This window comes from Herbaspirillum sp. CAH-3, from assembly GCF_009668275.1.
In the GTDB taxonomy this organism is placed as follows: domain Bacteria; phylum Pseudomonadota; class Gammaproteobacteria; order Burkholderiales; family Burkholderiaceae_D; genus Herbaspirillum; species Herbaspirillum aquaticum.
Map to the genome: position 1 here is coordinate 31,781 of NZ_VSWE01000013.1, position 15,584 is coordinate 47,364.

Below are 15,584 nucleotides of genomic sequence, written 5' to 3' on the forward strand. Positions count from 1 at the left end.
CGTCAGGGCGCCCGCTCCTCCACCGGCTTGGCCGTCTTGCGGATCTTGGCCACATCGGCGGCGCTCACGGTCGCGCCGCGATTGCCCCAGGCGGTCTGGATGTAGGAGGTCACTTCAGCGACCTGCTGGTCGTTGAGCAGCTGCGCATACGGTGCCATCACCAGCCCCGCCGTGGCCGAATCGGTGGAGGGCTGGCGTCCCCCTTGCAGGATGATGCGGATGGCCGAGGTTGCATCGCTGGTCTGCAGCACCGGATTGCCGGCCAGCGCCGGGAAGGCCTTGCCGTAGCCGGTGCCGTTGCTGCGATGGCAGGCCGCGCAGCGATCCAGATAGAGCGCTGCGCCCGGCGTTTGCGGACGTCCTTCGTAAGCCGCCGTGGCCGTGACTTCGTCATAGCGATAGGGTTCGGCGCCATTGCGTGGCGCCAGGCTCAACAGGTAACGCGACATCGCATTGAGATCGGCCTCCGTCATGTATTGCATGGAATGCTCGATCACGTCATTCATGGCACCGAAGGAAGCGGTGTACTGGTTGCGGCCGGTACGCAGGAATTCCACCAGGTCGGCCTGGCTCCAGCCCGCGATGCCACCGCCATGTTCATTGCGCAGCGACGGCACGCTCCAGCCATCGACCACCTGGCCGCCGGAGAGATACAGGCGGCTGCTGTCATCCCGCAGCGATTTTTCCTGCATCGTGGTCGAGCGCGGCGTGTGGCAGCTGCCGCAATGCCCCAGTCCTTCGACCAGGTAGGCGCCCCGTGCCAGTTGCGCATCCGTCCCGGCCGCAGCCGCATAGGGCGCGGGCGTTGGCGCGAACAGTTTGCGCCAGATCGCCAGCGGCCAGCGCATCGACAAGGGCCAGGGGATGTCATTGGCGCGATTGGCCTGTGCCGAGGGCGGCACGGCCTTGGTGAAATATGCGTACAGCGCCTGCATGTCCTCGTCGGTCAGGCGCGAATACGAGGGATAGGGCATGGCCGGATAGACCGTATAACCCGCCTTCGTGACGCCGGTGCGCATGAGGCGCGCGAAGTCTTCATAGCTCCAGTCGCCGATGCCATGTTCCTTGTCCGGCGTGATGTTGGTCGAGTAGATCGCACCGATCGGCGAGGCCAGCGCCAGTCCGCCCGCGAAGGGCGCACCACCCTTGCTGGTGTGGCAGGCCACGCAATCACCGGCGCGGGCCAGGTAAGCCCCCCTGAGCAATTGCTGGTCATCGGCACTCGGGCTGCCTTTTTTGGCGACGCGCTCGGCCAGTGCCGCATCGGCTGGCGGTGTGGCCAGCGGGCGCAGGGGTGTCGTTTCCCGGTTGAGCAGGCGCGCGCCCACGGGCGGCTTGGGGGGCGCAGGAACGCTCAGCGATTCATCGGCATGGGCCAGGTTGTAGGCGGCACTGGCGGCCAGTGCTGCAGTACCGAGGGCGAGGGCGGAGATCAGGATCAGTCGTTTCATCATCGCTCCCGTCTTCACGCGCTGACCAGCGGTCGCGGGTCCTTCAGGTATTGCTCACGGATGGCGCGCGCCGACCAGTAGGTCAGCGCCACGGCCGCCCCGGTCGGGTTGTAGCCGATGCCCTGGGCAAATACACCGGAGCCCACCGCAAAGACGTTGTGCACATCCCAGCTCTGCAAGTAGCGATTGACCACGCTGGTGGACGGATCCGTACCCATGGCCACGCCACCGGCCCAGTGCGTGGTCTGGTAGCTGCGCAGGTCGGGCGCGGCCCCGAAGTCCTTGACGGTGACCTTGATCTCGCGCGCCTTCAGTTCTTGCGCGATCTTGACTGCCTGCTCGGTGACGTAGCGGCTCATGCGGATGTCGTTGTCCTTCCAGTCGAAGGTGAAGCGCAGCAGCGGCTGGCCGAAGGCATCCTTGTAATTGGGATCGAGGTCCACGTACACGTCGCGATAAACCATGTTGGCACCATGCACGTCGAAGGACATGGTGTTGAGATAGCTGGCCTTGACCGCACGCTTCCAGTCGCGGCCCCACTTGGGTGTGCCGCTGGGCACGGCGATGCCCGAGATCGGCTTGGCCCCGGCCGGATTGCACCAGATCGGCGAACCACCGACGAAGCCCAGCGGGCCGTGGTCCATGTGGTCGCCATTGAAATCATCCACCGCCACGCCATTGCCGCCGGCACCGATGAAGCCGTTGATGTTCTTGCCCGGATCGAAGAAGGCATTGATGGTCGACATCATCTGGAAGGCGATGTTGCGCCCGACCGCGCCGGTATTGCTCACCGGGTCATAGGGCTTGCCGATGCCCGAGAGCAGGAACAGCCGCGCATTGTTGTACGCGAAGGTACTGGCGATGACGATGTTGGCCGGCTGGAATACGGTATCGCCATTGGCATCCACGTAGGTCACGCCGGTGGCTTTCTTGCGGGTGCTGTCGAGTTCGATGCGCAGCACATTGCAGCTGCTGCGCAATTCGAACAGCGCACTCTTGCGCAGGGCCGGCATGATGTTGACGTTGGGCGAGGCCTTGGAATAGTTGTAGCAGGCATAGCCGGAGCAATAGCCGCAGAAGGTGCAGGGCCCCATCTGGCAGCCGTACTGGTTCACATAGGGCGCCGAGGCATTGGCCGAGGGCAGGGTGAAGGGGTGAAAGCCGGCCTGCTGCGCGGCCTTGCGGAACAGCGCGGCCTGGTATTGCTCCTTCTGTGCGGGCAGCGGGAAGTTGTCCGAGCGGTTGGCCTCGAAGGGATTGCCGCTGTCGTCGACCACCTTGCCGCCGACGCGATAAGCGGTGCCGGAGGTGCCCATCATCTTTTCGGCGAAATCGAAATACGGTTCCAGTTCTTCGTAGGTCACGCCCCAGTCCTGCAGGGTCATGTCCTTGGGAATGAAACCCTTGCCATAGCGTTCCTCGTAGTGGCTGCGCATGCGCAACTCTTCCGGCAGGATGCGCCAGTGGCAGCCGGACCAGTGCAGGCCCGCACCGCCCACGCCTTCGCCCGGCTTGAACATGGCGATCTGGCGATAGGGGATGGCGCTGTCGCCAGTCTTGCGGCGGAAGGTGAACGAGGATTTGTTCAGATTCTGGAATAACTTGAAGCGCTGCTGGTACTCCAGCTCATTGATGGTCTTGGGATAGGCGCCGTCCGGGTAGGTGTCGCGATAGACGCCGCGTTCCAGCGCCACCACGCTTTGTCCGGCCTCGGTCATTTCCTTGGCCATGATGGCGCCGGTCCAGCCGAAGCCGACGATGACGACGTCGACTGCTTTCATGTTCTTGTTGGCCATATGCTTGGACTTTCGGGATCAAACGATGCGAAGGGGGGCAGCCGTCAGCCGCGCGAGATCGGGGGCAGGGGATAGGTACGGCCGTACTGGTCGACCCAGTCGTAATAGTCGGCGCGGGCACCGGGGAAACCGATCATCTTCCACGAACCCATGCCCTTGTTGCCGCCATCGGTGGGGTCGCAGAAATAGCCTTCGTGCACGTTCTGCAGCAACAGGTTGAACAGCGCCGAAGGCGGGATGGTGGCCATCTTGATGCTGCCCTGCTCGCCCTTCTCGAACTCGCCCATCATCTTTTCGCGTTGCTGGGTGTTCAGTTCCACGTAGCCGTGGCCGTACTGCTGGCGGATGGCCGCATCGAATTCGGCCAGGCCTTTCTTGTACAGTTCGCGCGGCGGATAGGGCAGCTGGTAGCCGAACTCGGGCGGGGCCTCCGGGGTGAAGGGACCTTGCATGTACCACAGCTGGCCCTGCCCGTAGGGGGTGTTCATCTGCGCATCGATGAAGGCGGGAACGCCCGCCTCCAGCGCACCGGGGCCGGTCTCATCGGCGGGGATGAGGGTATCGGCCAGTGCGCTCAACAGCGCGAATTCATCCTGGTTGAAGAAGACGGGTTTGTAGGGGGCGTTGCCGGCTTGTCCCTGGGCACTGGCCGACAGGCTGCCAGTGGTCACGACCAGCGCGGCAGCGGGCGCGGCGGTCAGGGCGCCGCGCAGGAAACGGCGGCGATTGGCGGAGATGCTTATTTTTTTCATGGCGCGTTTCCTTGAGGGAAATCCGGAGCGTGAGCAAGGTCTTGCCTTGCCCACGGCTGAGCCATGATGCGCTTGTCGACCGCGCGCGGGGATCAGTCATCCTGCGCTTTTGATGTCGGAAATGTCTGACGCGCCCACATCAGCGGCTTGATACCCGTGAGGTATCAAGCCCTGCGTGTTGGCAGCGCGGCTTCAGAAGCCCCAGCTCAGCATGCCCACCAGCTGGTTGCCCTGCTTGACGTCAAAGCGGTTGTAGCCGCCGAGGATGGCCTGCAGCGACCAGGTGATGGAAGAGTCGGGGAAGGGCGCTGACAGGCCCAGTGTCAGGTGGCGCAGGCCACCGCTGCTGGGGCCGTTGCCGGCGAAGCAGCCATTGACCACGAAAGCCTGGCCCGCGCCGCAGGCGGCACCGGTGGCGGTGTCGCGGGTGCCGAGGTACTTGCCCTCGCGGCTGTAGGTGTAAGCGCCCAGCGTTCCGGTGAAGGTGATGTCATAGGGCAGCGGCTTGGTGTAGACCAGGGTCCAGTAGGTGTCGCCCTTGTTGCCCCAGACCACATCGTTGAGCAGGGTCTGCGCATTGAAGGACAGTGCGCCCCAGGTCAGCCCGGCCTTGGTTTCCAGCGCGTTGGCGTGGCTGCCGTTGGCGTAGTAGTAGCCGGTCATGCCCAGGGTATAGCCGAGGTCGCCGCTGATGTTGCCGGTGTAGGCGAAGTAGAGATCGTTTTCTACCGAGCGCGGCTTCTGGAATTCGGTGATGCTGCGGTCACTGTAGGAATTGCCCAGCTGCTTGTACGAATAATTGATGGTCGAAGCCCAGTAGCCAAAGCTCCAGCCGCTGCTGTGGACAAAATCGATGCCCCATTGCAGCGCAGCCTGGTCCGATTCCGGCGCGTCGGCACCGGCATTGCCCAGCGGCTGGCCGTTGCCGTAGGTGGTGGTGACACCGCGCAGCACGTAGCGCGAGGCCAGGTCGATGTGTTTGGTGATGGTCCACGGGCCGCCAGGGGCGGCAGCCGGCGCGGCATCATCGGCCAGCGCCGGGGCGCAGGCCAGCAGGGTAGTGAGGGCAGCAGCGCAGGTGCCGAAGTTGCAAAGGCGCGACAGGGAAGTGGCGTAGGTAGTCAAGGTTCTCTCCGTTGGGTGATCTGGAATCAGCGTGGATCAAGGTGAAAGCGAGGCACGAGCAGGCCCCGGCGGGTCCGTTGCCGGACCCGCGCAAGACAGTGGGTGATGCTGTTGTTGTGGTGGCGTTGCGCGCCTGTGCGCGCGAAAAACTTAAAGTTTTCCGTCGGCCGCCATCTTCATGTAGGTCGGGTCGAAGCGCAGCTTGACGTTCTTCTTGTCGCCGATCACTACGTTGCCGTCGAAGGCGACGCCGATGCCATCCGCGCTCTTGACGTTGGGCCCGAGGATGCCGTGGTCAAAGCTGAACTTGGCGATGCGGCCCATGATGGCCGGCAGCTCCTTCTTGGTGGCAAATTCCAGCGCCGCCTTGGGCTGGTAGAACATGGCGGTGGCTGCCAGCTGCGACTGGAAGCCTGCCAGGTCGGTGCCGGAAGCCTTGCCCATGGCGGTCAACGCGCGGGTGGCGCGCTCATCCTTGGCCGTCATGATGGCCATCATTTCGTACCAGGCACCGGTGAGTGCCTTGCCGAAGGCGGGGTTTTCCTGCAGGGTCTTGGTGTTGACCACCATCAGGTCCATGATCTCGCCGGGCAGCTGCTTGGAGGTATAGACCAGCGACACGTCGGGCGAGGCCGCAATCGAGGACAGCATCGGGTTCCAGGTCACCGTGCTGGTGACGGCAGGCGTCGCGAAGGCGGCGGTGATGTCGGCGTCGCTGGTGTTGACCACCTTGACGTCACGCTCGCGCAGGCCGGCCGTCTCCAGCGCGCGCGCCAGCAGGTAGTGCGAGACCGAGAACTCCACCAGCTGCACCGACTGGCCCTTGATGTCGGCCAGCTTCTTGTTCTTCCCCTTGAGCACGATGCCATCGTTGCCGTTGGAATAGTCGCCCACGATCAGGGCGGTGGAGTCCACGCCACCGGCGGCGGGGATGGTGAGCGCATCCATGTTGGTCATGGTGCAGCCGTCGAACTTGCCGGCGGTGTACTGGTTGATCGACTCCACGTAGTCGTTCAACTGCACGGCGCTGATGGTGATGCCGTACTTCTTGCCCCACTTGGCCAGGATGCCTTGTGCCTGGGCTTCGCCCCAGGGCATCCAGCCGGCATAGATGGAAGTACAGACCTTGAAGTCTGTGCGGGGGGCGGCGTGGGCGGACGAGAGCGTGCCTGTGAAGGCGGCCAGGGCGATGGCAGCGCCACCAAGGATTCGGGAAATGTTGTACACGGCGTAGGGTCCTCGAAGGGTTTATTGGAAAAAAGCCCGGGAGCGGCGCGGTCGTTGCGAACGCGTCATCTCCCGGGCTTTTCTCCCGCCGTGTAACCCCTTGCGAGGTCGACTGCTCTCGGACCAGACATCCGCAACAGCGAACCGGAACCCTAGCTGTCCATTGCAAATTGTGCCTACTCAAGACCGGACTCGCCGGCTCCCGCTCGCTTTTCAGCAAGGTTCATGCCAATGCCGTGACGCGATATCGATGATGCGTGATGCCGGTTTTCGCTATTAATAGCGAACGGTTCCAACGCTCCATTCGCTGCGTCACACGTGAGCGATGCTGGCGCATCGTGCGCGCGCCAAATCGGTGCCCGCTTGCACCATGCTTGCGCTCGGGCGAACCGCGATGTCCGGCGTGATGGGCTGTGAGCCAGTGCAGGAGCGGGTTTGCGCCAGGTGCAGGCAAACCTGCAGGGCTGGTCTGGATCTTGCATGCAAGATTGTCGTTCTCGCAGCAGGCGAGCCAAGACGACTTGGGCCGAAGCAAATGAAGCGCATGCAGCAAGCGCGGCATCGGCAACCATCCCTGGACGGCCAGGCCATGTTTGCAGGAGCACATCATGCCCATGACCCGATCTCACGACACTGCCGTTTTCCCCTTCGCCTTTTCCAGAGAGGCCGCACAGGCCCTGCCGCTGTGTGGCCGCATGCGCACTTCATTGCTGCTCATCGAAATGCTCACGCATGCGCTGCGCTGGCTGCGCCGCGCGCGCTGATGGTATGGAATTTGCTGAATTCACCTGCATGCAGAGCAGCCCGCACCGATGATCTGACGATGCATTGATCATCCGACGGCTGCACAAGACGTTCAAATAGCTGGCTAGGGTTCCGGTCTGCCGCAGGCAGATGACTGGTCCGAGAGCCGGCGACCTCGGTCGAGGTTACACGGCGGGACAAAAGCCCGGGAGAGAGTTGCACCACAGGTGCCGCGCTGCTCCTGCTTTTGTTCAACCCCGACCGGAGTTTCCCGTGATCGCTGTCCGCCACCCCAGGTTCCCTTCCGCCGCCCTTGTGCTGCGTCCGTCCCTGCCTCGGTCCTTGCCACAGGGAGGCGCGCCATGCGTTTCCTGAACCGCCACCCCGGCCGCTCCGGGCAGTGGCTGCTGACGCTTCTGCCCTTCCTCATCCTGGCGCTGCTGTACGCCTTCGGCTCGGCCACGCGCCTGGCCGACAACCCCAATGACAAGCTCTTGCCCAGCCTGGCGCAGATGGTCGATGCGGTCCGTCACATGGCCTTCATGGAAGATCCGCGCACCGGCGACTACCTGTTCTGGAGCGATACCCTGGCCAGCCTGCAGCGCGTGCTGCTGGGCCTGGGCATCGCGGCCGTGGCCGGTCTCGTGCTGGGGATCGCCAACGGCATCTTCCCGGTGCTGCGCGCAGGGTTCTCGCCGCTGCTGACCGTGATCTCGATGGTGCCGCCGCTGGCGATCCTGCCTATCCTCTTCATCGTCATGGGGCTGGATGAATTATCCAAGGTGATGTTGATCGTCATCGGTGTCACGCCCTTGCTGGCGCGCGACCTCGAACACACCGGCCGTGCCATCCCCGCCGAACTGCTGATCAAGGCGCAGACGCTGGGGGCCAACAGCTGGACCCTGGTGCTGCGCGTGGCCCTGCCGCAGATGCTGGCGCGTCTGCTGGTCTCGCTGCGCCTGTCGCTGGGGGCCGCGTGGCTGTTCCTCATTTCCGCTGAAGCGATTTCGGCAACCGCCGGCCTGGGCTATCGCATCTTCCTCGTGCGCCGCTACCTGGCCATGGACGTGATCCTGCCCTACGTGGTCTGGATCACGCTGCTGGCGTGGCTGATGGACTGGCTGCTGCGCGCCGTGCACCGCCGCTTCTTCCCCTGGGCTGAAGGAGGCCGCGCATGAGCTACATCGAAATCCGCAACGTGTGGCAGCAATACGGCCAGAACGTGGTCCTGGAGCGCCTCAACCTGCGCGTGGAAGAAGGCCAGTTCTGCACCCTGGTCGGTGCTTCCGGCTGTGGCAAGTCCACTTTCCTGCGCCTGCTGCTCGGGCAGGAGCGTCCCAGCAAGGGCCAGCTGCTGCTGCAGGGCCAGCCCTTCCCGGCCGAGCCCGATGCCACGCGCGGCGTGGTGTTCCAACGTTATTCCGTGTTCCCTCACCTGAACGTGCTGGACAACGTGGCCATCGGGCTGGAGCTGCCGCGCTCGCCCTTGCTGGGTCGCCTCTTCGGCGGTGCCAAGCGGCGCGCCCGCGAAGAGGCGGCACAACTGCTGCATCGCGTGGGCCTGGGTCACGCCTTGGACCTGTATCCCAGCAGCCTGTCGGGCGGCATGCAGCAGCGGCTGGCGATTGCCCAGGCGCTCATCGTGCGCCCGCGCGTGCTGCTGCTGGATGAACCCTTCGGTGCGCTCGATCCGGGCATCCGCAAGGAAATGCATGCGCTGCTGCTGGACCTGTGGAAGGACAGCGGACTGACCGTCTTCATGGTCACCCATGATCTCTCCGAGGGCTTCACCCTGGGGACACGGCTGCTGGTGTTCGACAAGGTGCGCGTCGATCCGCAATACCCGCAGGCTTATGGCGCCCACATCACCTACGACATCGCCCTCAACGAGGCCCGCGCCCGCGAACAGGCCGGCAAGCTGGCCTCCCTCATCACTGCAAAGGAAAGCTGACATGAGCAAGGATCCCCTGGCCCTGCAAGCCAGACTCTACGAAGAATTGCTGCCCGGCGGCGGCCATACCTCCTTCATCCTCAAGCGCGGGCAATCGCTGCGCATCACCGACATCGAAGGCGGCGCCAACGTCAGCATGATGATGTTGAACGCCCAGCAGACCAGCGAACGCCTGAACCTGCCCGACACCCTCAAGGGCCAGCACACCGCGCGCCTGCAGGCCGGCCACTGCCTGTACTCCGACATGGGTCGGGTGCTGGCGGCCATCACCGAAGACACCTGCGGCTGGCATGACAGCTTCGGTGGCGTTCTCAATGCCGAGGAGGTGCGCGAGAAATATGGCCAGGGCCGCTACCAGGAATTGCGCAACGGATTCCATCGCAACGGCGCTGACAACCTGCTGGTGGAAATGGGCAAGTGGAACCTCGACCTGCAGGACCTGCTGATGGTGGTGAACCTGTTCTCGCGCGTGAACGTGGATGCCGAGGGCGTTTTCCACTTCGTGCCCGGCAATTCCAAGGCCGGTGACTTCATCGAGCTGGCCGCACCGATGGATACGCTCATCATCCTGACCGCCCTGCAGCATCCCATGGACCCGCATCCGCACTACGCGCCGCGTCCGGTCCGGCTGGAGTGGCTGCAGACGCACAGCGACGACAGCACCCATGCCTGCCGCCATTCTCGCCCCGAGAATGAGCGCGCCTTCCACAACACTGAACGCTTCCATCTCTGAGCCAGGGAGACCCACATGCACATCATCGAAAGCCAGCGCGCCCCCGAACAAGCCGTGTTCCGTCACGTGATCCCGGCCGGCGAACCCTATCTCTTCAACCTCGGCGCCGGACAGACCGTGCGCCTGCTGGACCTGGAAGGCAACCAGGCCATCGATACGCTGTTCTACAGCGCCACCAATCCGCGCGAACGCTACGATCCCCAGCGCACCCTGCGCCGCCAGAACCGCGCCTACCTGGGTGCGGGCAGCGTGCTGTATTCCAACCTGGGCCGGGCACTGGCCACCATCGTGGCCGATACCTGCGGCCGCCATGACACCCTGGGCGGGGCCTGCGCGCAGGAGAGCAATACCGTGCGCTATGCGCTGGACAAACGCTACATGCACAGCTGCCGCGACAACTTCCTCTGTGCCTGTCTTCACGATGGCCGCCTCAACAAGCGCGACATCGGTGCCAACATCAACTTCTTCATGAACGTGCCGGTCACCCCCGAGGGCGGTCTCACTTTCGAGGATGGCATCTCGGCCGCCGGCAAGTACGTGGAGCTGCGCGCCGAGCAGGATCTCATCGTGCTGATCTCCAACTGCCCTCAGCTCAACAATCCCTGCAACGGCTGGAACCCGACGGCGGCCGAAGTGCTGGTGTGGGACTGATCCGCACCGCTTGAATTTACGCAGCCCTGCACCCCTCGCGGACGACCGCGAGCCGGTTTTTCGAATCACGGGACGACCCGGATTTCCAGGCCCATTCCATGTTTGACCATCTGCTCATTGCCAATCGCGGCGCCATTGCCTGCCGCATCCTGCGCACCTTGCGCACGCTGGACGTGACCGGCGTGTGCGTCTATTCCGAAGCCGACCTCGGCAGCCTGCACGTCTTGCAGGCCGACCGCGCCATCTCGCTGGGAGAAGGGCCGGCCGCCCAGACCTATCTGGCCGTCGACAAGATCCTGGCCGCCGCCCGCGACAGCGGGGCCCGGGCCATCCATCCAGGTTATGGATTCCTGTCGGAAAATGCGGCCTTCGCCGAAGCCTGCGAAGCGGCCGGCATCGCCTTCGTCGGCCCGACGCCCGCGCAGTTGCGCATCTTCGGACTCAAGCACACCGCGCGCGCACTGGCACGTGAACAGGGTGTGCCGATGCTGGAAGGTACGGACCTGCTGGAGAACATCGGCGATGCACTGGCTGCTGCGGCGCGTGTCGGCTATCCGGTGATGTTGAAGAGCACGGCCGGTGGCGGCGGTATCGGCATGCGCGTCTGCCGCAGCGATGCCGAGCTGGGCGATGCCTTCGATTCCGTGCGGCGCCTGGGCCAGAACAATTTCAGTGATGCCGGCGTCTTCATCGAAAAGTACATCGAACGCGCCCGGCATCTGGAAGTGCAGGTCTTCGGGGATGGCAGGGGCGAGGTGATCGCATTGGGTGTACGTGACTGCTCCGTGCAACGACGCAACCAGAAGGTGCTGGAGGAAACTCCGGCTCCCAACCTGCCCGAGGGCATGGCCGACGCCCTGTGCGCGGCGGCCATCAAGCTGGCCAAGGCGGTGAATTACCGCAGTGCCGGTACGGTGGAGTTCGTCTATGACAGCCTGGCCGGGCAGTTCTACTTCCTTGAAGTCAATACGCGCCTGCAGGTGGAACATGGCGTGACCGAACAGGTCTGGGGCGTGGACCTGGTGCGCTGGATGATCGAGCTGGCTGCCGGCGACCTGCCGCCGCTGGCGCAACTGGTGGCCAGTTTGCAGCCGCGTGGCCATGCGATCCAGGCGCGTCTCTATGCGGAAGACCCGGGCCGCCAGTTCCAGCCTTGCCCGGGCCTGCTGACCGCCGTCGATTTCCCGGCCGCCGATGGACAGGCGTTGCGCATCGATACCTGGGTCGAAGCCGGATGCGAGATCCCGCCGTATTTCGATCCCATGATCGCCAAGCTCATCAGCTGGCAGCCCACCCGCGAAGCAGCCCGTGTGGCGCTCAATACGGCGCTGCGCGAGACCGCGCTGTACGGCGTGGAGACCAACCAGCACTACCTGCGCCAGATCCTCGACGATGTTCCGTTCGCCAGCGGCCAGCCATGGACGCGCTGCCTGGAACAGCTGGTCTATCGCGCCGATACCGTGGAGGTCCTCTCCCCGGGCACCCAGACCACGGTGCAGGACCATCCCGGCCGCATCGGTTACTGGGCGGTCGGTGTGCCGCCCTCGGGCCCGATGGATGAGCGCGCCCTGCGATTGGGCAATCGTCTGCTGGGCAATGCGGAGGATGCGGCCGGACTGGAAGTGACGATGATGGGTCCGGTATTGCGCTTCAATACCGCTGCCTGCGTGGTGGTGACCGGTGCCGTGATCCCGGTGCTGCTCGATGGCGTGGCCCAGCCCATGGCGACCGTACTGCACATTGCCGCGGGCAGTACCTTGAAGCTGGGCACCATCAGCGGGGCCGGTGCGCGCAGCTACCTGGCCGTGCGCGGTGGCGTGCAGGTCCCGGCCTATCTCGGTAGCCGCAGCACCTTCACGCTGGGCCAGTTCGGTGGCCACGCGGGCCGCGCGCTGGCCAGCGGCGACATCCTGCATCTGCTGCCGCTGGCCAGCGATGAGATGCCCGAGGCCGGCCAGGTCTTGCCGACTGACCTGTATCCTGCGCTGGAGACGGTGCGGCAGGTCCGCGTGATCTATGGTCCGCATGGCGCGCCGGAGTATTTCACATCGGCCTACATGGAGACCTTCTTCGCCACCGATTGGGAAGTCCATTTCAATTCCAGCCGTACCGGCGTGCGCCTGATCGGTCCCAAACCGGAATGGGTGCGCGACAGCGGCGGCGAAGCCGGGCTGCATCCTTCCAACATCCATGACAATCCCTATGCCGTGGGGGCCGTCGATTTCACCGGCGACATGCCGGTGATCCTCGGGCCGGATGGCCCCAGCCTGGGCGGCTTCGTCTGTCCGGTCACGGTGATCGAGGCCGATCTCTGGCAGATCGGCCAGCTCAAGGCGGGCGACAAGGTGCGCTTCGTTCCGGTGGACGTGAGCACGGCACGCCGCATCGCCCTGGCCGCACACGGCGGTATCGCCCGCCTGCAACCGCAGCCGGTGGACTGGTCACCAGCACCGCTGGCCTCGCCCATCGTGCTGGACCTGGGCCAGGATGAACAGCGCCTGGTGGCGCGCCTCTCGGGCGATGCCAACCTGCTGCTGGAAGTGGGCAGCCCGCAACTGGACCTGGTGCTGCGCTTCCGCGTGCATGCCCTGATCGCGGCGCTGGAAGAACAGGCCTTGCCCGGCGTGATCGACCTGACCCCCGGCATCCGTTCGCTGCAGGTGCATTACCAGCCGGAAGCGCTGCCCTTGCCAAGGCTGCTGGAGACCATCACCGGATTATGGGACGCCGTCTGTGCCCGCCAAAACCTGACGGTTTCGTCGCGTATCGTGCACCTGCCTTTGTCCTGGGACGATCCGGCCTGCCAGCTCGCCATCGAGAAATACATGACCACGGTGCGCAAGGATGCGCCCTGGTGTCCCAGCAACCTGGAATTCATCCGCCGCATCAACGATCTCAAGGATATCGGCGCGGTGCGCGAGACGGTCTTCGATGCCAGCTACCTGGTCATGGGACTGGGTGACGTCTATCTGGGCGCACCGGTGGCCACACCGCTGGATCCGCGTCACCGCCTCGTTACCACCAAGTACAACCCGGCACGTACCTGGACTGCAGAGAATTCGGTGGGCATCGGCGGCGCCTACCTGTGCATCTACGGTATGGAAGGGCCGGGCGGCTACCAGTTCGTGGGCCGCACGCTGCAGATGTGGAACCGCTATCGCGAGGTGGCGGCCTTCCGGGGCAAGCCGTGGCTGCTGCGCTTCTTCGACCAGATTCGTTTCTATCCGGTCACGGCCGAGGAATTGCAGACCATCCGCCGCGACTTTCCGCTGGGGCGCTTCGAGGTCGGCATCGAGGAGACACAGCTGAACCTGGCGGACTACCAGGATTTCCTGCAGCGCGAAGCCGAGGGCATTGCCGCCTTCCGCCAGCACCAGCAGGCGGCCTTCGATGCCGAACGCCAGCGCTGGATCGCCAGCGGCCAGGCCAATTACGAGAGCGAGGAGAGCAGCGCCATCGTGCAGGAGCACCAGCCGCTGCAGGCGGGCCAGCTGGCGGTGGATGCACCGATTGCCGGCAACCTGTGGCAGGTCAAGGTCAGCCCCGGCCAGCGTGTGGCGCAGGGAGAGCTGCTGATGATCCTGGAGTCGATGAAGATGGAAATCAACATTACCGCGCCTGAGGCGGGCATCGTCGCCGAAGTGCGGGTGCAGCCGGGCAGTCCGGTACGCGCAGGACAATGCGTGCTGGTCATGGAAAACACGGAAGAGGAGGCCGCATGATCCATTCCTTCGACCTGCGTATCGATGCCCTCACCACGGCCTATCGCGATGGCCGCCTGTCGCCGCGTACCGTGATCGGCCGCCTGCGTGAGAGTGCCATGGCGCTCAATCCGCAATACCGGCTCTACATCCACCTCTTGAGTGAGGAGGAGATCGAGCCCTACCTGCAGGCATTGGAAGGGCAATCCCCGCACAGCCTGCCGTTGTACGGGGTGCCGTTCTCGATCAAGGACAACATCGACCTGGCCGGCATCCCGACCACGGCCGCCTGTCCGGCCTTCAGCTATGTGCCGCGCGAGAGCGCCACGCTGGTGGCGCAGCTGATCACACTGGGTGCGATCCCCATGGGCAAATGCAATCTGGACCAGTTCGCCACCGGCCTCAACGGTACGCGATCGCCCTATGGCGCTTGCCGCAACAGCGTGCATCCGGATTATCCTTCGGGCGGTTCGTCGTCGGGCTCGTCGCTGGCGGTGGCACTGGGTTTGAGCAGTTTTGCACTGGGGACCGATACCGCCGGCAGTGGCCGTGTTCCAGCCGCCCTGAACAACCTGGTCGGCTTGAAGGCAAGCAAGGGATTGCTCTCTACCGCTGGCGTGGTGCCGGCCTGCCGCACGCTGGATTGCGTGACTTTCTTCACTGCCACGGCGGCCGAGGCCAGCCACCTGCTGGCCCTGTGCACGCAGGCCATGCAGCCCGATGAACGCGATGAATACAGCCGTGCCAACCTGCCACACAACGATGCTGCGGCCTTCCAGCCACCGCGCAAAGGCTTGCGCGTAGGGGTGCCGCGCCAGCTGGAATTCCTCGGCTGCAGCGAGAGCCCGGCTTTGTTCGTGGAAGCGCTGGGACAGATGGAAGCCATCGGCGGCGTGCCGGTCTCCATCGATTTCGGCCCCTTCCTCGAGGCAGCGCGCCTGCTGTATGAAGGTCCGTGGGTGGCCGAGCGCTACAGCACCATCGAGGCGCTGCTGCAGGAACGGCCTGAGGAGATCCTGCCGGTGATTCGTGACGTATTGCGCAAGGCACCCCAGTTCAGCGCCGTCGACACCTTCCGCGCGCAGTATCGCCTGCAGCAGTTGAAGGCCGAATGCGACCGCATCCTGGCCACGGTCGATTGCGTGGTGACGCCCGCCTTCCCGCGTCCGGTGACGCTGGAGGAACTGCGCGAGCAGCCGGTGCAACGCAATTCGGACCTGGGCTGGTACACCAACTTCATGAACATGCTGGATTACGCCGCCGTGGCCACGCCCATGAATTTCATGAAGAACGGCCTGCCCTGGGGCATCACGGTATTCGGTCCGGCCTTCAGCGACCAGATGCTGCTGGGCGTAGCCGATGCCTTGCAGCGCGCGCACGGGCGGCCGCTGGCCGGGCAGCGTCACATCGAAAGCCGCCTGCTGGCTGCTTGAGCCAGCAGGGGAGGGGGCGC

12 protein-coding genes and 2 riboswitches are annotated in these 15,584 nt (G+C 64.6%); of the genes, 7 read left to right on the plus strand and 5 right to left on the minus strand.

All coding sequences use genetic code 11. From position 1 onward, the window contains the following. Nucleotides 1–2: 2 nt before the first annotated feature. The 5 genes from FYB76_RS17270 to FYB76_RS17290 form a co-directional block, all read right to left on the minus strand. Nucleotides 3–1,454: a cytochrome c gene (locus FYB76_RS17270; protein ID WP_154134412.1), complete on the minus strand. Its 1,452-nt coding sequence runs from the start codon at nucleotides 1,452–1,454 to the stop codon at nucleotides 3–5. An 11-nt stretch (nucleotides 1,455–1,465) separates the two neighbouring features. Continuing rightward, complete coding sequence (locus tag FYB76_RS17275) at nucleotides 1,466–3,247, minus strand: GMC family oxidoreductase (RefSeq protein ID WP_154134413.1); 1,782 nt, start codon at nucleotides 3,245–3,247, stop codon at nucleotides 1,466–1,468. Between the two features lie 44 nt (nucleotides 3,248–3,291). After that, a complete protein-coding gene (locus tag FYB76_RS17280; protein WP_154134414.1) occupies nucleotides 3,292–3,999 on the minus strand; it encodes a gluconate 2-dehydrogenase subunit 3 family protein in 708 nt (235 codons plus the stop codon). 192 nt (nucleotides 4,000–4,191) lie between these two features. After that, nucleotides 4,192–5,124 (minus strand): TorF family putative porin, encoded by a 933-nt coding sequence (locus FYB76_RS17285; RefSeq protein WP_154134415.1) that lies wholly within the window; start codon nucleotides 5,122–5,124, stop codon nucleotides 4,192–4,194. A 150-nt stretch (nucleotides 5,125–5,274) separates the two neighbouring features. Further along, nucleotides 5,275–6,351, minus strand: coding sequence for a putative urea ABC transporter substrate-binding protein (locus FYB76_RS17290; protein ID WP_220407221.1), 1,077 nt, complete (start codon nucleotides 6,349–6,351; stop codon nucleotides 5,275–5,277). A gap of 67 nt (nucleotides 6,352–6,418) precedes the next feature. Beyond that, nucleotides 6,419–6,518: riboswitch (guanidine-I (ykkC/yxkD leader) on the minus strand. A 441-nt stretch (nucleotides 6,519–6,959) separates the two neighbouring features. Between FYB76_RS17290 and FYB76_RS26675 the strand changes: the two genes are divergently transcribed. The 7 genes from FYB76_RS26675 to atzF all read left to right on the plus strand — a co-directional run bounded on the left by FYB76_RS26675 (nucleotide 6,960) and on the right by atzF (nucleotide 15,564). After that, entirely contained in the window at nucleotides 6,960–7,115 is a 156-nt protein-coding gene (locus FYB76_RS26675) for a hypothetical protein (RefSeq protein WP_167386316.1), read from the plus strand. Nucleotides 7,116–7,208: 93 nt separating this feature from the next. Further along, a riboswitch (guanidine-I (ykkC/yxkD leader) is annotated at nucleotides 7,209–7,309 on the plus strand. Nucleotides 7,310–7,457: 148 nt separating this feature from the next. Continuing rightward, nucleotides 7,458–8,273 carry an ABC transporter permease gene (locus FYB76_RS17295; RefSeq protein ID WP_088756566.1) on the plus strand — a complete coding sequence of 272 codons (816 nt, stop codon included), beginning with the start codon at nucleotides 7,458–7,460 and terminating at the stop codon, nucleotides 8,271–8,273. Continuing rightward, nucleotides 8,270–9,046: an ABC transporter ATP-binding protein gene (locus tag FYB76_RS17300; protein ID WP_154134416.1), complete on the plus strand. Its 777-nt coding sequence runs from the start codon at nucleotides 8,270–8,272 to the stop codon at nucleotides 9,044–9,046. The genes FYB76_RS17295 and FYB76_RS17300 overlap by 4 nt, the downstream gene beginning before the upstream one ends. 1 nt (nucleotide 9,047) lies before the next feature. Further along, nucleotides 9,048–9,779 (plus strand): urea amidolyase associated protein UAAP1, encoded by a 732-nt coding sequence (locus FYB76_RS17305; protein WP_154134417.1) that lies wholly within the window; start codon nucleotides 9,048–9,050, stop codon nucleotides 9,777–9,779. A 15-nt stretch (nucleotides 9,780–9,794) separates the two neighbouring features. Then, nucleotides 9,795–10,430 carry an urea amidolyase associated protein UAAP2 gene (locus tag FYB76_RS17310; RefSeq protein WP_039783239.1) on the plus strand — a complete coding sequence of 212 codons (636 nt, stop codon included), beginning with the start codon at nucleotides 9,795–9,797 and terminating at the stop codon, nucleotides 10,428–10,430. 98 nt (nucleotides 10,431–10,528) lie between these two features. After that, nucleotides 10,529–14,152, plus strand: a complete 3,624-nt coding sequence (gene uca / locus FYB76_RS17315; protein ID WP_154134418.1) for an urea carboxylase — start codon at nucleotides 10,529–10,531, stop codon at nucleotides 14,150–14,152. Beyond that, nucleotides 14,149–15,564 carry an allophanate hydrolase gene (gene atzF / locus FYB76_RS17320; RefSeq protein WP_154134419.1) on the plus strand — a complete coding sequence of 472 codons (1,416 nt, stop codon included), beginning with the start codon at nucleotides 14,149–14,151 and terminating at the stop codon, nucleotides 15,562–15,564. Before uca ends, atzF begins: the two co-directional genes overlap by 4 nt. Nucleotides 15,565–15,584 lie beyond the last annotated feature (20 nt).